General features: G+C 63.6%; 20 protein-coding genes and 7 tRNA genes. 8 read left to right on the top strand and 19 right to left on the bottom strand.

All coding sequences use genetic code 11. The features are described from left to right. Positions 1–148 precede the first annotated feature (148 nt). Positions 149–225, bottom strand: a tRNA-Arg gene (locus ACNPP0_RS28770). A 23-nt stretch (positions 226–248) separates the two neighbouring features. Here ACNPP0_RS28770 and ACNPP0_RS28775 point away from each other — a divergent pair. After that, positions 249–716, top strand: coding sequence for a DUF3079 domain-containing protein (locus ACNPP0_RS28775; protein ID WP_448707807.1), 468 nt, complete (start codon positions 249–251; stop codon positions 714–716). Positions 717–767: 51 nt separating this feature from the next. Here ACNPP0_RS28775 and ACNPP0_RS28780 read toward each other — a convergent pair. Then, positions 768–844, bottom strand: a tRNA-Arg gene (locus ACNPP0_RS28780). 23 nt (positions 845–867) lie between these two features. Between ACNPP0_RS28780 and ACNPP0_RS28785 the strand changes: the two genes are divergently transcribed. After that, the gene (locus tag ACNPP0_RS28785) at positions 868–1,335 is read left to right on the top strand and encodes a DUF3079 domain-containing protein (protein WP_448707807.1); all 468 of its coding nucleotides are present in this window, start codon (positions 868–870) and stop codon (positions 1,333–1,335) included. Between the two features lie 51 nt (positions 1,336–1,386). Here the strand turns inward: ACNPP0_RS28785 and ACNPP0_RS28790 are convergent. From ACNPP0_RS28790 to ACNPP0_RS28805, 4 genes are all read right to left on the bottom strand, one after another. Beyond that, positions 1,387–1,463: transfer RNA gene (locus ACNPP0_RS28790), tRNA-Arg, on the bottom strand. 159 nt (positions 1,464–1,622) lie between these two features. Further along, positions 1,623–1,699 (bottom strand) — tRNA-Arg (locus tag ACNPP0_RS28795). A 159-nt stretch (positions 1,700–1,858) separates the two neighbouring features. Then, a tRNA-Arg gene (locus ACNPP0_RS28800) sits at positions 1,859–1,935 on the bottom strand. 159 nt (positions 1,936–2,094) lie between these two features. Next, positions 2,095–2,171 (bottom strand) — tRNA-Arg (locus ACNPP0_RS28805). 185 nt (positions 2,172–2,356) lie between these two features. Here ACNPP0_RS28805 and mnmH point away from each other — a divergent pair. After that, positions 2,357–3,403 (top strand): tRNA 2-selenouridine(34) synthase MnmH, encoded by a 1,047-nt coding sequence (gene mnmH, locus ACNPP0_RS28810; RefSeq protein WP_448707808.1) that lies wholly within the window; start codon positions 2,357–2,359, stop codon positions 3,401–3,403. Between the two features lie 108 nt (positions 3,404–3,511). Here the strand turns inward: mnmH and ACNPP0_RS28815 are convergent. From ACNPP0_RS28815 to cysS, 6 genes are all read right to left on the bottom strand, one after another. Beyond that, positions 3,512–3,604, bottom strand: a tRNA-Ser gene (locus tag ACNPP0_RS28815). Between the two features lie 89 nt (positions 3,605–3,693). Continuing rightward, positions 3,694–4,959, bottom strand: coding sequence for an aspartate kinase (locus ACNPP0_RS28820; protein WP_332611887.1), 1,266 nt, complete (start codon positions 4,957–4,959; stop codon positions 3,694–3,696). A 148-nt stretch (positions 4,960–5,107) separates the two neighbouring features. Then, complete coding sequence (tilS, locus tag ACNPP0_RS28825; protein WP_448707809.1) at positions 5,108–6,310, bottom strand: tRNA lysidine(34) synthetase TilS; 1,203 nt, start codon at positions 6,308–6,310, stop codon at positions 5,108–5,110. A 61-nt stretch (positions 6,311–6,371) separates the two neighbouring features. Next, the gene (locus tag ACNPP0_RS28830; protein ID WP_046804158.1) at positions 6,372–7,337 is read right to left on the bottom strand and encodes an acetyl-CoA carboxylase carboxyltransferase subunit alpha; all 966 of its coding nucleotides are present in this window, start codon (positions 7,335–7,337) and stop codon (positions 6,372–6,374) included. A gap of 36 nt (positions 7,338–7,373) precedes the next feature. Next, on the bottom strand, positions 7,374–8,018 hold the full coding sequence (locus tag ACNPP0_RS28835; protein WP_104144233.1) for a DNA-3-methyladenine glycosylase family protein: 645 nt from the start codon (positions 8,016–8,018) through the stop codon (positions 7,374–7,376). A gap of 20 nt (positions 8,019–8,038) precedes the next feature. Beyond that, a complete protein-coding gene (cysS, locus tag ACNPP0_RS28840; protein WP_332611885.1) occupies positions 8,039–9,493 on the bottom strand; it encodes a cysteine--tRNA ligase in 1,455 nt (484 codons plus the stop codon). A 313-nt stretch (positions 9,494–9,806) separates the two neighbouring features. On the opposite strand from cysS, the gene ACNPP0_RS28845 reads away from it, so the two are divergent. The 3 genes from ACNPP0_RS28845 (at position 9,807) to ACNPP0_RS28855 (ending at position 11,900) form a co-directional block, all read left to right on the top strand. Beyond that, the gene (locus ACNPP0_RS28845; protein WP_448707905.1) at positions 9,807–10,490 is read left to right on the top strand and encodes a tetratricopeptide repeat protein; all 684 of its coding nucleotides are present in this window, start codon (positions 9,807–9,809) and stop codon (positions 10,488–10,490) included. Positions 10,491–10,624: 134 nt separating this feature from the next. After that, the gene (locus ACNPP0_RS28850) at positions 10,625–11,134 is read left to right on the top strand and encodes a peptidylprolyl isomerase (protein ID WP_006225507.1); all 510 of its coding nucleotides are present in this window, start codon (positions 10,625–10,627) and stop codon (positions 11,132–11,134) included. Next, positions 11,127–11,900, top strand: coding sequence for a UDP-2,3-diacylglucosamine diphosphatase (locus ACNPP0_RS28855; protein ID WP_332611884.1), 774 nt, complete (start codon positions 11,127–11,129; stop codon positions 11,898–11,900). The genes ACNPP0_RS28850 and ACNPP0_RS28855 overlap by 8 nt, the downstream gene beginning before the upstream one ends. 107 nt (positions 11,901–12,007) lie before the next feature. On the opposite strand, the gene ACNPP0_RS28860 is transcribed toward ACNPP0_RS28855, so the two are convergent. The 3 genes from ACNPP0_RS28860 to ACNPP0_RS28870 form a co-directional block, all read right to left on the bottom strand. Further along, positions 12,008–12,871, bottom strand: a complete 864-nt coding sequence (locus tag ACNPP0_RS28860) for an undecaprenyl-diphosphate phosphatase (RefSeq protein ID WP_332611883.1) — start codon at positions 12,869–12,871, stop codon at positions 12,008–12,010. A gap of 18 nt (positions 12,872–12,889) precedes the next feature. Continuing rightward, complete coding sequence (locus ACNPP0_RS28865) at positions 12,890–14,476, bottom strand: TerC family protein (RefSeq protein ID WP_332611881.1); 1,587 nt, start codon at positions 14,474–14,476, stop codon at positions 12,890–12,892. Between the two features lie 191 nt (positions 14,477–14,667). Next, a complete protein-coding gene (locus ACNPP0_RS28870) occupies positions 14,668–15,453 on the bottom strand; it encodes an inositol monophosphatase family protein (RefSeq protein ID WP_046804166.1) in 786 nt (261 codons plus the stop codon). Between the two features lie 129 nt (positions 15,454–15,582). Here ACNPP0_RS28870 and ACNPP0_RS28875 point away from each other — a divergent pair, with 129 nt between their 5' ends. After that, positions 15,583–16,374: an RNA methyltransferase gene (locus ACNPP0_RS28875; RefSeq protein ID WP_448707810.1), complete on the top strand. Its 792-nt coding sequence runs from the start codon at positions 15,583–15,585 to the stop codon at positions 16,372–16,374. A 72-nt stretch (positions 16,375–16,446) separates the two neighbouring features. Here the strand turns inward: ACNPP0_RS28875 and ACNPP0_RS28880 are convergent, their stop codons facing one another. Beyond that, positions 16,447–17,436, bottom strand: coding sequence for a Bug family tripartite tricarboxylate transporter substrate binding protein (locus ACNPP0_RS28880; RefSeq protein ID WP_120156398.1), 990 nt, complete (start codon positions 17,434–17,436; stop codon positions 16,447–16,449). Between the two features lie 160 nt (positions 17,437–17,596). Here ACNPP0_RS28880 and ACNPP0_RS28885 point away from each other — a divergent pair, with 160 nt between their 5' ends. After that, positions 17,597–18,358, top strand: a complete 762-nt coding sequence (locus ACNPP0_RS28885) for an IclR family transcriptional regulator (RefSeq protein WP_448707811.1) — start codon at positions 17,597–17,599, stop codon at positions 18,356–18,358. A 96-nt stretch (positions 18,359–18,454) separates the two neighbouring features. Here ACNPP0_RS28885 and ACNPP0_RS28890 read toward each other — a convergent pair whose 3' ends face one another. The 3 genes from ACNPP0_RS28890 to ACNPP0_RS28900 all read right to left on the bottom strand — a co-directional run. Continuing rightward, entirely contained in the window at positions 18,455–19,300 is an 846-nt protein-coding gene (locus ACNPP0_RS28890; protein WP_448707812.1) for a mechanosensitive ion channel family protein, read from the bottom strand. Between the two features lie 108 nt (positions 19,301–19,408). Further along, positions 19,409–20,521 (bottom strand): DUF1513 domain-containing protein, encoded by a 1,113-nt coding sequence (locus ACNPP0_RS28895; RefSeq protein WP_332612047.1) that lies wholly within the window; start codon positions 20,519–20,521, stop codon positions 19,409–19,411. Beyond that, on the bottom strand, positions 20,511–21,473 hold a 963-nt coding region (locus tag ACNPP0_RS28900), incomplete at its 5' end, for an imelysin family protein (protein ID WP_448707813.1). The genes ACNPP0_RS28900 and ACNPP0_RS28895, both read right to left, overlap by 11 nt.

The following is a 21,473-nucleotide window of genomic DNA, read 5'->3' on the forward strand; positions in this document are numbered from 1 at the left end:
CACCCCGCTTCGTTTTCTTGCCATGCCTTGGCGCTGTGGCGCTTTGGCGGAACCGCGATCGCCGTGCTTCTCGCCGTGCTTTTCGCACTGCTTTTTGCATTGCTTTTTGCATTGCTTTTCGCACTGCCATCACGTGTTCGATATAAGTTGGTGCGCCCGGCAGGATTCGAACCTACGACCCCCTGGTTCGTAGCCAGGTACTCTATCCAGCTGAGCTACGGGCGCCCCGAAAGAGGCGTGTTTATAACATGGAAAAACCGCATCGTGCAAATCGGTGCGGAAAAAAGCGCTTGGGCGCCGGTCGGGGCAAGGCTTCGGTGCACCATCGCTTGCTTCACATCAAGGAACGCGGCGCGGGTGCGCAGTACGCTGAAATTACAGTGCACTGCACTGCACTGCACTGCACTGCACTTCTCTTCGCGCACACGCACCGGCCGCCTGTCCCGGCATGCTGCGGACGACACTGCGATGGCGTTTCCCTGATGAGGCACGGCATGGCCAAGAAATTCCCGATGCATCCCAAGCACCCCGAACGGGTTTGCTGGGGCTGCGATCAATACTGCGCATCCGACGCCATGAAATGCGGCAACGGTTCCGACCGCACGATGCACCCCGCCGAACTGTTGGGTGACGATTGGGCAAGCGTAGGGGACTGGGGCTTTGAAGAGGAAAGCAAAGCAGCGTCGGCGCAAAACAAAAAGGCCTTCGATCAATGATCAAAGGCCTTTCCATTTTCTTTGTTCGGCGTTTCAGTGTGACGTGAAACTTGGTGCGCCCGGCAGGATTCGAACCTACGACCCCCTGGTTCGTAGCCAGGTACTCTATCCAGCTGAGCTACGGGCGCCCCGAAAGAGGCGTGTTTATAACATGGAAAAACCGCATCGTGCAAATCGGTGCGGAAAAAAGCGCTTGGGCGCCGGTCGGGGCAAGGCTTCGGTGCACCATCGCTTGCTTCACATCAAGGAACGCGGCGCGGGTGCGCAGTACGCTGAAATTACAGTGCACTGCACTGCACTGCACTGCACTGCACTTCTCTTCGCGCACACGCACCGGCCGCCTGTCCCGGCATGCTGCGGACGACACTGCGATGGCGTTTCCCTGATGAGGCACGGCATGGCCAAGAAATTCCCGATGCATCCCAAGCACCCCGAACGGGTTTGCTGGGGCTGCGATCAATACTGCGCATCCGACGCCATGAAATGCGGCAACGGTTCCGACCGCACGATGCACCCCGCCGAACTGTTGGGTGACGATTGGGCAAGCGTAGGGGACTGGGGCTTTGAAGAGGAAAGCAAAGCAGCGTCGGCGCAAAACAAAAAGGCCTTCGATCAATGATCAAAGGCCTTTCCATTTTCTTTGTTCGGCGTTTCAGTGTGACGTGAAACTTGGTGCGCCCGGCAGGATTCGAACCTACGACCCCCTGGTTCGTAGCCAGGTACTCTATCCAGCTGAGCTACGGGCGCTCCGACAAAGAGGCAAAATTATATCAGAACAATTTCACCGTTTTTACTGCTTCTGCTTTTTTTTCTAAGTTTTTTTGAAGTTTTTTTGCCGGATTTCGCGAAAAGAATTCGCTACGTCCTAGAAGCCGGTCCTACAAAACAAACCGCTCTAAAAAAACTTGGTGCGCCCGGCAGGATTCGAACCTACGACCCCCTGGTTCGTAGCCAGGTACTCTATCCAGCTGAGCTACGGGCGCTCCGACAAAGAGGCAAAATTATATCAGAACAATTTCACCGTTTTTACTGCTTCTGCTTTTTTTTCTAAGTTTTTTTGAAGTTTTTTTGCCGGATTTCGCGAAAAGAATTCGCTACGTCCTAGAAGCCGGTCCTACAAAACAAACCGCTCTAAAAAAACTTGGTGCGCCCGGCAGGATTCGAACCTACGACCCCCTGGTTCGTAGCCAGGTACTCTATCCAGCTGAGCTACGGGCGCTCCGACAAAGAGGCAAAATTATATCAGAACAATTTCACCGTTTTTACTGCTTCTGCTTTTTTTTCTAAGTTTTTTTGAAGTTTTTTTGCCGGATTTCGCGAAAAGAATTCGCTACGTCCTAGAAGCCGGTCCTACAAAACAAACCGCTCTAAAAAAACTTGGTGCGCCCGGCAGGATTCGAACCTACGACCCCCTGGTTCGTAGCCAGGTACTCTATCCAGCTGAGCTACGGGCGCGTCAAAAAGCAAGCCTTGAATAATAGCGTTGTTTCAGAAAACGTGCAAGTCGGGGCATCGAAATATCGCATTGCGGCGCGGCTTGGATACGGCAGCGATTGCCATCGCGATCGTGCACCCACGCCGCCGGAAAGCACTATCCTAGTGGCCGCTTCCATTGCCTCCCTTATCTCTTGGCCGTCATCGTGAAACACCTGCTGGTAAGTCTGGACAAGCTGCACGACTTCGATGAAATCATCGACGTACGCTCGCCGCTTGAATACGCCGACGATCACATCCCGGGCGCCATCAACGCGCCCGTGCTCAGTAATGAAGAACGGGTACTGGTTGGCACGCTGTACCGCCAAGCGTCGCCGTTCGAAGCGTCTCGACTGGGCGCCGCGCTGGTCGCCCGCAACATCGCCCTGCATCTGGAAACGCGCTTCGCCGACCGGCCGCAAGGTTGGCGCCCGCTGATCTATTGCTGGCGCGGAGGCAAGCGGTCTGGCTCTATGACGCTGATGTTCAACATGATCGGCTGGCGCGCGCGGCAGCTGGACGGCGGCTACAAAAGCTATCGCAGCGCTACGCTGCAAGCGCTGGCAACCTTGCCGGCGGCCTTGCACTGCGTGGTGCTGGTCGGCCCCACCGGCAGCGGCAAAACGCGCTTGCTGAACGCGTTGGCGCAGGCCGGCGCGCAGACGCTGGACCTGGAGCAACTGGCCTCGCACCGGGGCTCGTTGCTGGGCGCCCTGCAAGGCGTGGCGCAGCCTTCGCAAAAGCACTTCGACACACTGCTTGCCGCGCGCCTTCGTGCCCTGAACGCATCACAACCCGTGTTTGTTGAAGCAGAGAGCCGCAAGATCGGCGCCGTCGAATTGCCGCCCGCCTTGCTGCAAGCCATGCATGATGGCGTATGCATCAACGTGGCATCCACGCGCGAAGACCGCGCCGCGTTCCTTCAACAGGATTACGCGCAGCTGTTCGAAAACCCGGAATGGTTGAAAGCCCAGCTGCAACGCATGTTGGGCCTGCACAGCCGCGAGGTGATCCAGGGTTGGCAGCAGATGGTGGACGACGGCCGCCGCATCGATCTGGCGCGCGAACTCATCGACCGACACTACGACCCCGCCTACGCGCGCAGCAGCCACGCGCAATACAAGCGCCTGGCGCAAGCATTGCCGATGCCGTTCAGGCCGAACGATGCGGATGTCGTGGAGCAGGCGCGCGCGCTGCTATCCGCGCTGGAATGAAAAACGCGCTGACGATCAACGCGCACCAATGAAAAAAACCCGCAATCGATTTCGCGATTGCGGGTTTTTTAATTCAGCGCTGGTTGTTTAGCACCAGCGCCGAAGATCTGGCGGAGACGGTGGGATTCGAACCCACGATGCAGTTTTTAGCCACATACTCCCTTAGCAGGGGAGCCCCTTCAGCCTCTCGGGCACGTCTCCGAAAAGAGAACGAGATTCTAGCACGAATTTTTTGGTGCTTGCCCGCAAACGGGGCCATCAATCAAAAAAAACGTACCGATCCGCTGCCTTTATTCCTTGGGGGCCGGCGCCTGGTCCAGGCCAAAGGCCTTGTGCAGCGCGCGCACGCCCAATTCCATGTACTTGTCGTCGATGATGACCGACGTCTTGATTTCGCTGGTGCTGATCATCTGGATGTTGATGCCTTCTTGCGAAAGCGTCTGGAACATCAGGCTGGCCACGCCCACGTGCGAACGCATGCCGATGCCGACGATCGAGACCTTGGCGACCTTCTCGTCGGTGGACAGTTCACGCGCGCCCACGGCGGGGATGACTTCGCGCTTGAGCAGGTCGACGGCACGCGCGAATTCGTTGCGATTCACGGTGAACGAGAAGTCGGTCGTGCCAGCCACGGACTGGTTCTGCACGATCATGTCGACATCGATGTTGGCGGCGGCGACCGGACCCAGGATGGAGAAAGCGATACCCGGTTTGTCGGGAACCGCCAGCAAGGTGATTTTGGCTTCGTCGCGGCTGAAGGCGATGCCGGAGACAACGGCGGCTTCCATTTTTTCGTCTTCCTCAAAAGTAATCAGCGTGCCCGAGACCATTTCTTCGTCGAGCGGAATGAGCGGGTCGGTCAGCGAGGACAGGACCCGGACCGGAACACGGTATTTGCCGGCGAATTCCACCGAGCGGATTTGCAGTACCTTGGAACCCAGCGAGGCCATTTCCAGCATTTCCTCGAAGGAAACGACGGCCATGCGGCGCGCTTCAGGCACCACGCGCGGATCGGTCGTGTAGACGCCGTCCACGTCGGTGTAGATCAGGCATTCGTCGGCCTTGATGGCGGCGGCCACGGCCACGGCCGAGGTATCCGAACCACCACGGCCCAGCGTCGTGATGTGGCCTTCGGGGTCGATGCCCTGGAAGCCAGTCACGATCACCACGCGGCCCGCGTCGAGGTCGCCGCGGATACGGGCGTCGTCGATGGAGCTGATGCGCGCCTTGGTGAAGGATGAATCGGTGCGCACGGGCACTTGCCAACCGGCATAGCTGCGCGCCGGCACGCCTTCGGCCTGCAACGCAATGGCCAGCAAACCGCTGCTGGCCTGCTCGCCGGTGGCGGCGATCATATCGAGTTCGCGGCTATCGGGCTGGGGCGAAATTTCGCGCGCCAGACCCAGCAGGCGATTCGTTTCGCCCGCCATTGCCGACGGCACTACAACAACCTGGTGGCCGGCGGCGTGCCACTTCGCGACGCGACGCGCCACGTTCCGAATGCGCTCGACCGAGCCCATCGAAGTACCGCCATATTTGTGAACGATCAGGGACATCTCGTACTCTGGCTGGACACCCGCCGCAAAGTGGTGACGGGCAAAACCATATATTCTAGCGCGGCGGTAAAAATTTGCTCAGTTTGAGGAAATTTATGTTCATTGCGCGGCTATTTTTCCGTGGATTCTTTCCAGAACGCCGGTTTATTTATTGCCGCGCTTCGATCCACACGCGCCCGCGATGGCAGCGCACCACATGGCCGGCCTGCTGCACTTGCAGCTGCCGGTCGTGCCCCAGGCTGTGCAGTTCGCGCAGCTGACGCAAGAGGTCGCGCAGGCGCGCGTCCGTGGGCATGCGCGCACCGTTTTGTTGCAGCCAGAAGCGCAGCACCTGCGACTGGCGCGGCGGCGACAATTCGCGCCACGCCTTCAATGAAAAGCTGGCGCCGTCGGGGCCGGGGTCCAGGCGGGCCAGATCTTCGCGCGCGACTTCTTCCAGGATCTGCGCCGCTTCGGCCATGTGCGCGGCGTGCCGCGCGACGATGGCGCGCCAGCCGGGCCAGCGCTTGTCCAGCACGGGCGCCAGCAGTTCGCGCACGGCGGCGCGGGTGTAGCGGGGATCTGCGTTGGTGGGGTCTTGTACGGGCTGCCAGCCGCTCGCTTGCCGCACGGCGTCGGCGGCAAGCAGGATCGTCGCGCGGTCCTGCGCAAGCCAGGGGCGCACATAGGTGATGCCGTCGCGTTGCAAGGCCGGGGACATCGCGGCCATGCCGAGCAGGCCGGTGCCGCGCAGCAGCCGCAGCAAAACGGTTTCGGCCTGGTCGTTGCGGTGATGCGCCAGCAGAACGTGAGTCGCGCCTTCTGCCTGCGCCAGCCGCGCCAGCGCCGCGTAGCGGGCATCGCGCGCGGCGGCCTCGATGCCCTTGCCCGCCGCGTGCTCGACCTGGACGCGCGCTTCGTGCACCGGCAGGCCCAGCAAGGCGCCCAGGGCATGCACTTGCCTGCCCCATTCGTCGGCCGCGTCCTGCAAGCCGTGATGCACATGCAAGAGCGACAGGCCGATGCCAAGGTCATGCGCAACAGCCGCCGCGTGCACGGCCAGCATGGCGGAATCGGCGCCACCGCTCAAGGCGACGGCAACGCGGGCGGGACGCGCGGGCAACGCCTGCAAGGCGTCTCGCAACGCCGCGATCAACGCGGGCGATTTCGGCAGCGCAACCGTTGACGCCGGTCGCCCTGCCGCCGACACCGACGCCTTGGCGCGCAACACCGTTTCCCGAACTGTCGACGCCGACGACGCAGCGGACGGCACCGCGCCCTTTTCCGTCGACACCGAAGGCGCTGCGGACGCGCAATGCGACACGCCCGACTCGGCCTGGTCGGGCGTGTCGGGCGTGGAGTGCGCGTTCATGATTTTGGGCGCGGGCAGCGCGGCCGTGGCGCCGGCGTACCAGCCGGCGCCGTTGCCTGCGCTACGCGCGCACTTCCGTATAAGCGCCGTAGGACAGCAGGCGTTGCACGCGCTGTTCAACGAGCTGTTCGGGCGTCATGCCTTGCAGTTGGCGCAGGGCATCAGCCAGCGCGCGGCGCAGCAAGCGCGCCATGACGCGCGGGTCGCGATGGGCGCCGCCCACCGGTTCATTGACGACGCGGTCAACCAGGCCCAGGTCTTTCAGGCGCGGCGCGATGATGGCCAGCGCTTCGGCGGCATCGGGCGCCTTGTCGGCGCTGCGCCACAGGATCGACGCGCAGCCTTCGGGCGAGATCACGGCGTAGGTGGCGTATTGCAGCATCAACACGGCGTTGCCCACGGCAATGGCCAGCGCGCCACCGGAACCGCCTTCGCCGATGATCGTGCAGATCACGGGCACTTTCAGTTCGGCCATGGCGTACAGGTTGTGGCCGATGGCTTCGGACTGGCCGCGCTCTTCGGCGCCGATGCCGGGATAGGCGCCGGGGGTGTCCACGAAGGTGAACACGGGAACGCCGAATTTCTCGGCCAGGCGCATCAGGCGCAGGGCCTTGCGATAGCCTTCCGGACGCGGCATGCCGAAGTTGCGCGCGGCGCGTTCCTTGGTGTCGCGGCCCTTTTGGTGGCCGATGACCATGCAGGGCGTGCCGTTAAAGCGCGCCAGACCGCCGATGATGGACTGGTCGTCGGCGTACATGCGGTCGCCGTGCAGTTCGTGGAAGTCGGTGAACATTTCGCGCACGTAGTCCAGCGTGTAAGGACGCTGGGGGTGGCGGGCGACAAGCGCCGTCTGCCACGGCGTGAGCTTGGCGTAGATCTCCTTGGCCAAGGTCTGGCTCTTTTGCTGAAGACGCCCGATCTCGTCGGAGATGTCTACCGCAGAATCGGCCTGCACATAGCGCAGCTGCTCGATCTTGTTTTCAAGTTCGGCCAGCGGCTGTTCAAATTCCAGAAATGTATTGCGCATGTAGTGTGGTTCCGTAGATGGGCTGCCTGGTGTGCATCAGTATTGAACCGGTGTCGGTTCCAGACTGCGCCATAGATACCAGGTCGCCACGGTACGCCAGGGCTGCCACGCCAGCGAGACTTCGCGAGCCTCGAAGCGCGAGACAGGCTCGCCACTGAAATAGTGTAGTGAGATTGCCTTGAGCAACCCTGGATCATCCAGCGGCAGGACGTCAGGCCGCTGTAGATTGAAAATCAAAAACATCTCCGCCGTCCAGCGCCCAATGCCCCGGATGGCGACCAATTCAGAAATAACCGCTTCGTCGTCCATGGCCGCCCACTTTTCAGGGTGGACGCGGCGTTCGCCGAAGTGCACGGCAAGGTCCAGCACGTACTCGGCCTTGCGCTGGGACAAGCCGGCGCGGCGCAGGCCATCGACGCCTACGCGCAGCACGGCCACCGGCGTGGGGCGCTTGCCGACGGCTTCGATGAACTTGGTCCAGGCGGCATCGGCCGCCTTGGTGGAGACCTGCTGCCCGATGATGGCGCGCGCCAGCGTCACGAACGGCGTGCCGCGCGACGTCAGCCACACTTCGGGGTGCTGGGGGATGACTTTTTTCAAGATGCGGTCGCGCCGCATCAGATGGGCGACGGCCGCTTCCCAATAATCAGGCTTGGGAATGTCGAGATCGGCGGTGGACATATCGGGCGTATCCACTGGGCTCAGGCCCGGCGCCATTGCGTCAAGCCACCCGGCTTGTCGTCAAGTTCGATGCCGGCCTCGCGCAGTTCGGCGCGGATGCGGTCCGCCTCGGCGAAATTACGCGCGGCCTTGGCGGCGGCGCGCGCATCGATCAGCGATTGAATGGCGTCGGCGTCCAGCGTGGCGCGCGCGCCTTGCTCGATGGCCGCGGCCGAATAGCGCGTGGGCGACTGGAAGTACGTAGCCGGGTCCTGCTGCAACAAACCCAGCAAGGACGCCAGCGCCTTCATCTGGCCGGCGCTGCGCGCGCTTTTGTCGCGGTTGGCCTCGGTGGCCAGTTCAAACAGGGCTGCCACGGCCCCCGAGCTGTTGAAGTCGTCGTCCATGGCCGCCTTGAAGGCTTGGGCCTGCGGCTCGTTCCAGTCGATGCCCTGGTCGTCGGCCGGCACGTTCTGCAAGGCCTGGTACAGGCGATCCAGTGCGTTTTGCGCGTCGATCAGGTTGTCGGGGGTGTAGTTCTGCGAGCTGCGATAGTGGTTGCGCACAATGAAGAAACGCACCATTTCGGCTTCACGCGGGTTGACGCGGTAGTCGGCGTCGTCCGCCGCGGGGTCGCCCAGCGCCACGGTCTGGCGGATGGTGCGGAAGTTGCCCAGCGACTTGGACATCTTGTCCGAATCCACCATCAGCGGGCCGCAGTGCATCCAGATGTTGGCCAGCGTGCCGCCGAACGCGCCTTCGGTCTGCGCGATTTCGTTTTCGTGGTGCGGGAATTTCAGGTCGGGACCGCCGCCGTGGATGTCCAGCGGCAAGCCCAACAAGGATTTGCTCATGGCCGAGCATTCGATGTGCCAGCCGGGGCGGCCCATGCCGTAGGGCGATTCCCATTTGGTGTCGGCGGGTTCGTCGGCCTTTGCCGACTTCCACAGCACGAAGTCCAGGGGGTCACGCTTGGCCGAGCCCACCGCCACGCGTTCGCCGGCGCGCAGGTCGTCCAGCGTCTTGCCGGACAGCTTGCCGTAACCGGCAAAGCCGCGCACGGCGTAGTTCACGTCGCCGTCATCGGCTTGATAGGCCAGGCCGTTCTGTTCCAGCTTGCCGATGATGTCCAGCATGTCGCCCACGTAGTGCGTGGCGCGCGGCTCGCGGTCGGGCGATTGAACACCCAGCGCGCGCTCGTCGGCGTGCATGGCGGCGATGTAGAACTCAGTGACCTCGCCGATGCGGCGGCCGGTTTCAACGGCGCGGCGAATAATCTTGTCGTCGATGTCGGTGATATTGCGCACGTAATCGACGGCCAGGCCGGTGGCGCGCAGCCAGCGCTGCACGACGTCAAACGACACCAGCATGCGGGCATGGCCCAGATGGCAGAAGTCGTACACGGTCATGCCACACACGTACATGCGCACCTGACCAGCCTGGGCCGGTTTGAACGGTTCTTTGGTACGCGATAACGTGTTGTAGATTTGCAGCATGGCGCTTATGTATTGGTCTGATTGCTTTCCGCGGCGAAATCGGAAAAAGTTGCTGGGGCGGGACGATGCCCCCGGTATCACCGGCATCACCGGCATCGCCGATATCACCGATATCGCCGGCCCCCGGGATACCCCGGGCACCACCGATACCGCGCGTCCTGCCGGGGGGCTCCAGCTCGACATCTCTGTTCCGGCTCAAGCTCTTGCCGAAACAAAAACGCAACCGGGGCTAAAATGGCGGTCGTCAAGTATAGCAAGCGGCCCGGTCGCACGCGTAAGTGCTGCCCGGCCACGACTTTTAACGGATACCCACGTGACTATCAAGCCGCGTTTTTGTGTCGCCCTGCTCGCGCTGGCCTTTGCCAGCGCGCCGGCGGGTAGCGCCCTTGCCCAGTCGATGGCCGGCGGCGGCGGGGCCAGCCCCAACGCCACGCGCACCACCCTGGACCCCATCCCCCCCGAAGGCGGCTGGGACAGTCTGGCCAAACTGCTGGAAGCGGCCAAACCCGGCGTGGACACGCGCTTGACGCCGTCGCCCTCGCAGATCACCAACCGCATCGAAATGCTGCTGAACCGCGGCGATAACGAAGAAGCGTTGGCGATGATCGAAAAGCGCGAAGCCGAAATCAAGGACCAACGCGGCACCGATGTGCAGCTGATGTTCCAGCACGCGCGCGCACTGGCCGCCCTGAATCGCACGGGCGAAGCCATCGACATCTACACCGACATGACCACGCGTTTCCCCGAGCTGCCGGAACCTTGGAACAACCTGGCCGCTCTATATGCCAGCCGCGGTGAACTTGAAAAAGCGCAAGACGCCCTCCAAATGGCACTACGCGCTGACCCCGGCTACGCCGCCGCCCGAGCCAACCTGGGCGATCTGCAACTTCTACAGGCCCTGCGCACTTACAAGAAGGCCGCCAGCGATGGCGTGCCCGGCATGCAGGAGAAGGCCCGTGAAGTCGAAACCATGCTGAAGGATAAACAAGGCAAATGATGTCCCGTTACTCACCCTTCCACCTGCTGCGCCTGACGGCGTGCTCGTTCGCGCTGGCCGCATTTGCCCCAGCGCTTGTCAGCGCCGCCCCAGCGGCCTCCTCCACCACCACTACTTCTGAAGGCACAAAAGCCATGAGCACCAACCCGCGCGTCAAGCTTGTTACGAACCAAGGCGATATGGTCATCACCCTGGACGCCGCCAAGGCGCCCAAGACCGTCGAAAACTTCCTGACCTACGTCAAGGAAGGCTTCTACAACGGCACGGTGTTCCACCGCGTGATCGACGGTTTCATGATCCAGGGCGGCGGCTTCGAACCCGGCATGAAGCAAAAGCAAACGCATGCCCCGATCGAAAACGAAGCCAACAACGGCTTGAAGAACGACAAGTACACCCTGGCGATGGCCCGCACCAGCGATCCGCATTCGGCCACCGCGCAGTTCTTCATCAACGTGTCCAACAATGATTTCCTGAACTTCACGTCGCCCACGCCGAACGGCTGGGGCTACGCCGTGTTCGGCACCATCACCGAAGGCACCGACGTGGTCGAGAAGATCAAGGGTGTGAAGACCGGCAACAAGGGCTTCCACCAGAACGTGCCCAACGAAGACGTGATCATCGAGAAGGCCGAGATTCTTGAATAAGATTGCCCTGCCCGGCCCGATCTGGCTGGCGTCCGACCTGCACTTGGGGCCGGCCACGCCGGCCACCTCCGAGGCATTCCTGGCGTTTCTGGAGGCCGCGCGGCAGGAAGCTGCCGCGTTGCTGCTGCCGGGCGACATCTTTGACGCCTGGATCGGCGACGACGTGATCCGCGCCGCGCCGCCGTGGCTTGCCACGGTGTTGACGGCGCTGCGCGACACCAGCGCACGCATCCCGGTATGGCTGGGGCGCGGCAACCGCGACTTCCTCATTGGGGAAGAACTGGCCGCGGCCGTGGGCGCCAAGCTGCTGCCCGAGCCCGCCCTGCTGCAAACGGATGCCGGCCCGGTGCTGCTGACGCACGGCGACGAGTTCTGTACGGACGACGCCGCGTATCAGCAGTTCCGCAAGATGGTCCGCAATCCGCAATGGCAGGCCGAGTTCCTGGCCAAGACCATCCCCGAACGCCTGGCCATGGCGCAGCAGGCGCGCGGCGAAAGCCAGGCGGCCAACCAGACGAAGTCCATGGAAATCATGGACGTCAATGGCGCCGCCATCGAGTCGATCTTCCGCGATAGCGGCGTGCCCGTGCTGGTTCATGGCCACACGCATCGCCCGGCACGCCACGTGCTGGACGTGGATGGCAAGAAGCGTGAACGCTGGGTGCTGCCCGACTGGGATTGCGATCACGTGTCGCCCCCGCGCGGTGGCTGGCTGATCATCGATAGCGATGGGCTGACGTTCTACGACCTGGAAACGGAATCGTAAGGGCAAGACTCAGGACAAAGCCGAACGCTGTGCAGCGCCGGCAACGGCCGCACAATGAAAATGGCCTCGCAACCGCGAGGCCATTTTTTTTGCGCGACTGAACGGGATCAGCGCGTGAAGATCCACGCGGCGACCACCGCGCCGAACACGATGCGATACCAGGCGAACACCCGGTACGTGTGGTTGGCCACGAATCGCAGCACCGCGCGCACCACCACCATCGCGCTCAGGAACGCTGCGATGAAGCCCACGGCGATGCCGGACAAGTCATGCTGGGTCAGCGCGCCGAAGTTCTTGTACATATCGAAAACGGCCGCGCCCAGCATCGTGGGCATAGCCAGGAAAAACGAGAATTCCGTGGCCGTCTTGCGCTGGATGCCGGCGATCATGCCGCCGATGATGGTGGCGCCCGACCGCGATGTGCCCGGAATCATGGCGAAGCACTGCGCCACGCCCACGCCCAGCGCCTGCTTCCAGGTGATCTGTTCGAGCGTGTGCGCGGACGCCCGTTCGTCGGACGCCGTGTCGTCGGCAGCGCCCGGCGCGTCGCCCGGCGTGTGGTGCGTCTTGCGTTCCACGTACAGCATGATCAGGCCGCCCAGCACCAGCGTCACCACCACCACGCCGGGGTGATAGAACACCGACTTGATGGTCTTGATGAAGATGGCGCCGATGACCGCCGCTGGCAGGAACGCGATGATCAGGTTGCGGGTGAACGCGACCTCGCTGGCCACGCCGGTCAAGGTGCCCCGGATCAGCTGGATCAACCGCGCCCGGAACACCCACATCACCGCCAGGATCGAACCCAGCTGGATGACCACTTCGAACACCTTGCCATCGCCGGACTGGAAGTTGATCCAGTCGCCCACCAAAATCAGGTGGCCGGTGCTGGACACGGGGATGAACTCGGTCAGGCCTTCAAGAATGCCAAGAATGAAGGCCTTGATCAGATAGAGCGCGTTGTCAGTCACGATAGGTAGGGGTTCCGGTTAATCGTTGGCCAGCGGGGCTTCGTCCGACAGCATTTCCTGCGGCCGCTTTTCAACGCGCACCAGCGCGATCCGGCGGCCGTCCATTTCCAGCACCTCGAAGCGGAAGTGCTGGTGATGGGCTTCGTATTCGCAGACATCGCCGGGCTTGGGCAGATGGCCAAAGCGCGACAGCAGGTAGCCTGCAAGGGTGGAAAAGTCTTGGGCTTCGTCGACCAGGCCTTCGGTTTCCAGCACCTGTTCGACGTGGTGCAGGTCGGCCGCGCCGTCGATCTTCCAGGTGTTGTCGCCGTCGGCCACGATGTCGGGCAATTCGTCTTCGTCGGGGAATTCACCGGCGATGGCCTCGAACACGTCGATGGGAGTGACCAGCCCTTCAATGGCGCCGAACTCATCGGCCACCAGCACCAGCTGCCCGCGCGACCGTTTCAGCGTGTCCATCAACCGCAGGATGCCGATGGACTCGTGCACGATGATGGGATCGCGCAGCCGGTTGCGGCGCACGCGCCCTTCGGTGATCAGGTCGGCAACCAGGTCCTTGGCGCGCGCGATGCCCAGCACTTCGTCCAGCGACCCCCGGCACACCGGGAAGAAGCTGTGGGGCGCCTCGGTCAGCTGATGGCGGATCAGTTCCGGGTCGTCGTCGATATTGATCCAGGACACATCCGTGCGCGGCGTCATGATCGACCGGATGGAACGTTCGGCCAGCGTCAGCACGCCGCTGACCATGTTGCGTTCTTCCACGCCGAAGGCCGGAATGGCCGGGCCGTCGGCATTGGGCAGGTCGGCTTCGTCGCTGGTGGGCGGGCGCTTGCCCAGCATGCGCAGCACGGCCGACGCGGTACGTTCGCGCATCGGACGGCGGGCGTCCAGCTTGAGCAGGTTGCGGCGCGCCACCTGGTTCAGCGCCTCGATGGCCACCGAGAAGCCGATGGCCGCGTACAGATAGCCCTTGGGCACCTTGAAGCCAAAGGCTTCGGCCAGCAGCGAAAAGCCGATCATCAGCAAGAAGCCCAGGCACAGGACCACCACGGTCGGGTGCGCGTTGACGAAGCGCGTCAGCGGCTTGGAGGCCAGCAGCATGATGCCGATGGCGATGACGACGGCGATCATCATGATGGCAAGATGGTCCACCATGCCCACCGCCGTGATGACCGAGTCCAGCGAGAACACCGCGTCCAGCACCACGATCTGCGTAACGATCACCCAGAAGCTGGCATACACGCGCGGCCCGGAGGACCCCGCGTGCTGACCGCCTTCCAGGCGCTCGTGCAGTTCCATCGTGCCTTTGAATAGCAGGAACAGGCCACCGACCATCAGGATCAGGTCGCGCCCCGAAGGCGACACCGGACCGACTGTGAACAAGGGGGTGGTCAAGGTGACCAGCCACGACATGACGGACAGCAGGCCAAGCCGCATGATCAGGGCCAGGCTCAACCCCATGATGCGCGCGCGGTCGCGTTGCGCAGGGGGCAGCTTGTCCGCCAGGATGGCGATGAAAATCAGGTTATCAATGCCCAGGACGATCTCAAGGACGACCAGGGTAAGCAAGCCGACCCACGCTGCGGGGTCTAGCAGCCACTCCATCAGGAGCTCCAGAAGTTACACGACCGGTAATCGTACATGGAAAATTCGTGACATGCCGGTGACACGCGGCCCTCCGTTTGCCTGATGGCCAATGGCTTTCAGCCATGCGCATGGCTGGTGTTCACCTTGCAAGGGCCATAAAAAAACCGGCCCGAAGGCCGGTTGTGGCAAGGCCGCATCGGCCCGCGCGATCAGGCGGCGGACGGCGGGTTCAGCGACGTCAGCAACTGCGTGAAGATCTTCGGGGTGGCGGCCAGGACGTTGCCGCTGTCCATCCAGCCTTGTTCGCCGTCAAAGTCGGCGATCAGGCCACCGGCTTCCAGCACCATCAGGCTGCCCGCGGCCAGATCCCAGGGCTTCAGGCCCACGCCGCAGAAGCCGTCCAGACGGCCGCTGGCCACGTAGGCCAGGTCCAGGACGGTGGAACCCATGCGGCGCACGCCCGTAACGCTTTCGGCCATATGGCGGAAACGCTGCGAACCCTGCTCGGGGTCGCCGGCGTTGGGCCAGTGCGCGCCCAGCAGCGCTTCGTGGTAGCGGGTACGGCCCGAGACGCGCACGCGGCGGTCGTTCAGGAAGGTGCCGCTGCCACGGCTGGCCGTGAACAGCTCGTTGCGCGAGGGGTCATAGATGACCGCTTGCGTGACCTGGCCGCGCTGGGTCAGCGCGATGGACACGGCGTAGTTGGGCAGGCCGTGGATGAAGTTGGTCGTGCCGTCCAAGGGATCGATGATCCATTGGAATTCAGCCTGGTCGGGACCTTGCAGCCCGAATTCCTCGCCCAGCACGGCATGATCCGGGTAAGCGGCATGCAGCGTTTCGACGATGGACTCCTCGGCGGCGCGATCGACTTCCGTGACATAATCGCGCGGCCCCTTGCGAGCCACGCTGAGTCGTTCCAAATCCATGCTGGCACGGTTGATAATGGTGCCGGCACGCCGGGCCGCCTTGATGGCGATGTTGAGCATCGGGTGCATAAAATTCCGTACGTATGCGGTGGGTTCGCGTGATGATAGGCCACTTGCCGCCCCCCGATCCGTCGTCGCCCCAACGGGGAAATCGACCCAAAAAACCAGGAAGGCGTGAAGCCAAACGCGCCATTTTAAATGACTCAAGCATTTTCACGTGTTCGCTTCATTATGGTGAACCCCAGCCACCCCGGAAACGTGGGTTCGGCGGCCCGCGCCATCAAGACGATGGGCTTCTCCGAATTGGTCTTGGTAGCGCCTAAATTTCCAGATGTAACCAGCCAGCCGGAGGCCGTGGCCCTGGCCAGCGGCGCGCTGGACGTGCTGGAAAACGCGCGCATCTACCCGTCGCTGGAAGAAGCGCTGGCGCCCGTGACCATGGCGTTTGCCCTGACCGCGCGCGTGCGCGATCTGGGTCCTCCGCCCTGCGACATCCGCCAGGCAGCCGATTTGGCCCGCGCGCATCTGGCCGGCACGGCCGAGGGCGTGGCCGCCGTCGTGCTGGGCACCGAGCGCGCCGGGCTGACCAACGCGCAGATCGCCCTGTGCCATCGCATCTGCCACATACCCGCCAACCCGGAATACAGCTCGCTGAACGTAGCCCAGGCCTTGCAGCTGGCCGCGTGGGAGCTGCGCTACGCGCTGCTGGTGGAACAAGGCGCGGCGCTGTTGCCCGCATCAACCGCGCAAGAGCCGTCGCGCGGAGCCGAGCCGGCTTCGGGCGAGGCCGTGCAGGCGTTCCTGGCGCATTGGGAAGAAGCGCTGATCGGCGTCCAGTTCCTGGACCCGGCGCACCCCAAGAAGCTGATGCCGCGCATGCGCCATCTGTTTTCGCGGCCGGCGTTGACGCGCGACGAAGTGGACATGATGCGCGGCGTCTGCACCGCCATGCTGGCTACCGCGCGGCGCAACGGCGGCGCAAAAAAATAGGGACGGGCGCAAAGCCCGTCCCTGTCGGATCAGATCCCGGTAGCGGCTGGCGCCGGCCGGGGTATCGCCCGATCAGTCCACCTTGGCGCCCGAGGCCTTGACCACCGGGGCCCAGCCGTCGACTTCCGACTTGATGAACGCGCCGAATTCAGCCGGCGTGGTCTTCACGCCCACGGCGCCCAGCTTTTCATAGCTGGTCTGCACGGAAGGCTTGTCCAGCGCTTTCTGCATGGCGGCGTTCAGCGTATTGATCACTTCGGGCGGCGTGCCGGCCGGGGCCAACAGGCCGAACCAGGACGACACGTCAAAATCGGTAAAGCCCGATTCCTTCATGGTGGGCAGGTCCGGCGCGCTCTTGGAGCGGTCGCTGGTGGTGACGGCCAGGGCGCGCAGCTTGCCCGATTGGGCGTGCGGCCATGCCGACGGCATGTTGTCGAACATGAATTGCACCTGGCCGCCGATCAGGTCGGTCATGGCCGGCGCGCTGCCCTTGTAGGGCACGTGCAGCACGTCAATGCCTGCCTTCATCTTGAACAGCTCGCCCGCCATGTGGATGGACGTGCCGCTGCCCGACGAGGCAAAGGCCAGCTTGCCCGGGTTCTTCTTGGCGTAATCGACCAGTTCCTTGACGGACTTGACCGGCACTTCCGGGTTCACGACCAGGATGTTCGGCACTTTGGCGCCCAGCGCGACCGGAGCGAAATCCTTGGTCAGATCGAACGTGACGTTCTTGTACAGCGTCTGGTTGATGGCGCTGGTGACAGCCACGAACAGCAGCGTGTAGCCATCCGGGGCGGCGCGCTGCACCTGGTCGGTGGCGATGTTACTGCCGGCGCCCGGCTTGTTTTCAACCACGAACGACTGGCCCAGGGCCTCGGTCAGTTCCTTGGCCATGATGCGGGCGATCACGTCGGTGGTGCCACCGGCGGAAAAACCGACCACGATGCGGACAGGTTTGTCAGGGTAGGCAGCGTGGGCGGAACCCATCGCGAATGCGCTTGCGGCGGTAGCCAGAAGGGTGGCGGCAAAACGCCGCAGGCCAGGCTTTTGACCTGTAGTCATAGTGTCTCCGTGCAGGTACTGTCCATTAGATGGACGATTCGAATTATTTGATGACGCATTTTGAGCTATACACGACGGTTGCATCAAGGTAGAGTCCACGCTACGGACAATGGTTTTCCCTTGACCGATTCGCAATAACCCTAAGTTCTCAGAGATTTGCATGCAAGACAGTGATGCCGCGGCCGCAGGCCCACGCACGTTGCGGCGCGGACTTGCCGTGCTGGCCGCCCTGCGCGACCAAGGGCCCGACGGCCTCAGCGTGACGGATATCGCCCGCTTGACGGGCATACAACGCCCCACCATATACCGCCTGTTGGCCGCCCTGCTGGACGCCGGCCTGGTGCTGCCCGTGACGGACACCAAGAAATATCGCGCCCAGTTGGCCGTGGACCCTGACACCCGCTCGCGGGATCCGCGCGTGCGCCAGCTGCTGCCGGTGCTGCGCCGCCTGGCCGACCGCACGGGCGACGCCGTGTTCCTGGTGGTGCGCGACGATGATGATTCCATCAGCCTGCATCGCGAGATCGGCAGCTACCCGGTCCAGATCCTGGCCACTTACGCGGGCAAGCGTCAGCCGCTGGGCGTGGGGTCGGGCGGCATGGCGCTGCTTGCCGCCCTGCCGGACGACATCGCGCGCGGCATCGTCGACCGCAATTCGGGCCGTCTGGACGAATATGGCGGCATGACGCCGCAGGAAATGTACCGGCTGATCGACAACACCCGCGCGCGCGGCTATTCCGTGGTGGGCAATCACGCGGTGCGTGGCGCGTTGGGCGTGGGTTGCGCGCTGCTGGATTCGCACGGTTCGCCACTGCTGGCCGTCAGCGTCACGGCCATCATCGACCGCATGCCGGCCCAGCGCCAGCGCGAGATCGCGGGCTGGATCAAATCGGAACTGGCGCGGTTGGCCATGCAGGCCTGATCGCGCACGGCGGCAAGGCGCTGGTACGCCGAATGAACAACGGGCACCCGAAGGTGCCCGTTTGCATTGGTATTGGCAAAGTCTGCCAGAAACCGCTCAGGTGGCCGCGTCGGCCTTGCCCGGGGTCCGGGGGTTCTGGATTTCGCGCAGCGGAATCGGCGGTTGGAAACCTGCCGCTTCCAGCGTCGTACGGATTTCCTGGTACAGGCCCCAGCGCAGGTCCCAATACTTGCTGGATTCCGCCCACACGCGCACGTTCACGATGACGCCGCTTTCCTTGTACTCAAACACCTTGATCTGCGGCTCCGGATCCATCAGCGCATCCGGGCGCGCAGCCACGATTTCCTTCAGCTTGGTCATCACCTGATCCAGATCGTCGCCGTAGCGCACCGGCACCGGGATATCCAGGCGGCGCGTCTTATTGCGACTGTAGTTGGTGATGGTGGCGTTCCAGACAGTGCTGTTGGGCAGGGTCAGGTGGATGCCGTCGCCTTGCACCAGCCGCGTCAGGAACAGGCCGACCTCTTCCACCGTGCCGTCGGCGCCGGAGCTCAGGGCGATGTACTCGCCCGCCCGGATGGGGCGCAGGATCAGCAGCATGATGCCGGCCGCGATGTTTTGCAGCGTGCCTTGCAAGGCCAGGCCCACGGCCAGACCGGCGGCGCCCAGCACAGCGATCAAGCTGGCCGTCTGCACGCCGAAGCGAGCCAGCACGGCGATGACGGTAAAGATACGCACCGCCCACACGACCGTGGAGTAGAACATCGGCACAATCGTCGGGTCGATCTTGCTGGAGCGCATCGAGGCGCGACGCACCCAGCTGCCCAGCAACGACGACACCCACCACCCGATGATCAGGATCAGCAGCGCCACCGACAGATTGATGCCCATATCAACCAGCCTGGGTGCCCAGGCCTGAAATTCGTTCAAGGCGTCTTCCATGGAATTTTCCACAAAAAATAACAACCGAAAACTGTATCAGATGACGCCGACGCAAAGGGGCGCGGCGCGGGCTTGCTATGTCAAGCTTTGTAAGTGCCGAGCCGCGCGTCAGGCCTTGACGATGCGAAAGTGGTTGTCCCAGGACAGCTCGCGCGATGGCGGCAGCACCGGCGCGTGGTAGCCCGTTGCATCGGCACGCAGCATCGCGCCCAGGCCACTGCTGATCAGAAACCCGGCTTGGGGCGCGGGCGCCACGCCGCATCCGTCCGCCAATTGCGTCGTGCCCAGGCAGCGGCCGTTGGCGGCATCCCAGTACATCACCTGCCCCCCCACCGGGCTGGACGTGGCGATGATGGCGCCCGACGCATCCACCGTGACCGAGCCCACGTAGTTGCGCATATTGCGCAGCGTTTCGGCCGGCCCCTCGAAGAGTTCCAGCTGCGCGCCCCGGCGATGCCGCCCGACCAGCGCGGGCCGATCCGAGGCCGGCCCCATGTATTGGCAGCCAAACCATACGCAGCCATCATCCGCCAGCGCCAGGTGCCGGATCGACAAGCGATGCAACGCCGGCGCCAGCTCTACCTTTTCAAGCAACCGGCCACTGGCCGCGTCGATATAGGCCAGCGATGGCCGCATCGTGTCCAGATTCAGTTCCAGCTTGCCGTAATCGGGATGCGTCAGGATGCCGCCGTTGGCCACGCACAGCGTCTTGCCGTCCGGCATCAATACGACTTCATGCGGACCGATGCCGCCCGAATCGAATTCGCCGATACGGCGCCATGCGCCGCCGGGCGACGCATCGTAGATGCCCAGCACGCCGCGTCCGCCTTCAAAGTCGTTTTCCGTGGCGGCCAGCAGGCGCCCGCCATCAATAAACGCGCCGTGTCCGAAAAAATGGCGTTCGTCGGGCACGGGCAAGGCCTGCGGCTGGCCCTTGTCGCGCAACGAAAACGCCACGGCAAAAAAGCCCGGCTGGCGGCCGAACACCACGGCGCGCTGGCCCCGGGCGTCGATGGCAAAGCTGTGGCCGCGCGCGGGCATCGGCACCACAAGGCGGTCGTGCCCGGCCTCGTCCAGCAACACGGCTTCGTCGCGGCCGCCGCGCTTGCGCGCGCTGAGATACAAGGCGCCGCCATCGGCGGGCAGCACCGCCCTCGCGGCGGCGGGCGCCAAGCCCAGCGCCGTGGCCAGCATCAGAAAGCGGCGCCGATCAATCACCATCAAGCGCGTTGAAGCCGATGGTGACGCCCAGCGCCGGGGCCAGATCCTGGTCCACGATGGCCTTGGCGTTCTTGATGGTCAGCGACGCCAACAGCAACAAGCGCCGCCCGTCTTCGTCTTGCAGCGCGGCATCCAGCGGCGCGGTCACCGCTTGCAAGGTCCGGGCGGCGGATTGCAATTCGCCGCGCACGGACACATCCATCCATTCGCTGCCGGCTGGCAGGGCATAGGCGCCCGCCTGATAGAAGGCCTTCAAGCCATCCAGATTTGCCGCCAGCAAGCGCGTGGACAAGCCGCTGCGCCAGAAGGCGGCGCGCTTGGGCCGCGCGGCGTCGGCGGACTCGCCCAACACCGGCAGGATCTTCACATCGCGGGCAAACTGCAAACCGGTCGACAAGGCCTTCATGGCCTCGGCGGCAATTTCCTGGGGGTCGCGGTACAGGTCGTTGCCGGCTTGCGGCTTGGCGAACTGGCGGCCGAACTCGCCTTGCGGGCTCCAGGCCTGGGCCACGTCGCGCGATATCGTCGTGACGTTGGCGGCCACGGCGCGCGCATAGCCGCAAGCGTAGGCAAAGGTCGGGGCGCCGGTCTGCTTGAGCAGCGCGGGGTCGCCATACAACACGTATTCCAGCGCCGGCAGGCCCTGCACCGCCACACTGCGGCCGGCCAGCGCGCCGGGTGCGAGCAAGGCGGCGTCTTGCGCGGCGATCAACTGCTGCACTTGACGCGGCATGACGCCGCGCGTGTCGGGCCAGAACGCCAGCCGTTCAAAACGGTTGGCCTGCACCAGCGGGCCGAAACGCAGGATCTCGACGCCGGACCACGCCAGCATCAATTGGGTATAGGCGTCGGCCACGCGCGTGGCGCCGGCGGCATCCGGCTTGGCGCACCAGCCGCCCAGCGCGCCATCCAGCGCGGTGGCGGCATCCACCATCTTGCCCACGGCCGGGGG

It is taken from the genome of Achromobacter semiaridum (assembly GCF_053543755.1).

Excerpts from the sequence above, each read along its gene's own strand:
- ACNPP0_RS28775 (WP_448707807.1), top strand. The coding sequence starts at position 249 with ATGGAAAAACCGCATCGTGCAAATCGGTGCGGAAAAAAGCGCTTGGGC.
- ACNPP0_RS28785 (WP_448707807.1), top strand. The coding sequence starts at position 868 with ATGGAAAAACCGCATCGTGCAAATCGGTGCGGAAAAAAGCGCTTGGGC.
- ACNPP0_RS28820 (WP_332611887.1), bottom strand. The coding sequence starts at position 4,959 with ATGTCCCTGATCGTTCACAAATATGGCGGTACTTCGATGGGCTCGGTC.
- tilS (WP_448707809.1), bottom strand. The coding sequence starts at position 6,310 with ATGAACGCGCACTCCACGCCCGACACGCCCGACCAGGCCGAGTCGGGC.
- ACNPP0_RS28830 (WP_046804158.1), bottom strand. The coding sequence starts at position 7,337 with ATGCGCAATACATTTCTGGAATTTGAACAGCCGCTGGCCGAACTTGAA.
- ACNPP0_RS28835 (WP_104144233.1), bottom strand. The coding sequence starts at position 8,018 with ATGTCCACCGCCGATCTCGACATTCCCAAGCCTGATTATTGGGAAGCG.
- cysS (WP_332611885.1), bottom strand. The coding sequence starts at position 9,493 with ATGCTGCAAATCTACAACACGTTATCGCGTACCAAAGAACCGTTCAAA.
- ACNPP0_RS28850 (WP_006225507.1), top strand. The coding sequence starts at position 10,625 with ATGAGCACCAACCCGCGCGTCAAGCTTGTTACGAACCAAGGCGATATG.
- ACNPP0_RS28865 (WP_332611881.1), bottom strand. The coding sequence starts at position 14,476 with ATGGAGTGGCTGCTAGACCCCGCAGCGTGGGTCGGCTTGCTTACCCTG.
- ACNPP0_RS28870 (WP_046804166.1), bottom strand. The coding sequence starts at position 15,453 with ATGCACCCGATGCTCAACATCGCCATCAAGGCGGCCCGGCGTGCCGGC.
- ACNPP0_RS28875 (WP_448707810.1), top strand. The coding sequence starts at position 15,583 with ATGACTCAAGCATTTTCACGTGTTCGCTTCATTATGGTGAACCCCAGC.
- ACNPP0_RS28880 (WP_120156398.1), bottom strand. The coding sequence starts at position 17,436 with ATGACTACAGGTCAAAAGCCTGGCCTGCGGCGTTTTGCCGCCACCCTT.
- ACNPP0_RS28885 (WP_448707811.1), top strand. The coding sequence starts at position 17,597 with ATGCAAGACAGTGATGCCGCGGCCGCAGGCCCACGCACGTTGCGGCGC.
- ACNPP0_RS28890 (WP_448707812.1), bottom strand. The coding sequence starts at position 19,300 with ATGGAAGACGCCTTGAACGAATTTCAGGCCTGGGCACCCAGGCTGGTT.
- ACNPP0_RS28895 (WP_332612047.1), bottom strand. The coding sequence starts at position 20,521 with ATGGTGATTGATCGGCGCCGCTTTCTGATGCTGGCCACGGCGCTGGGC.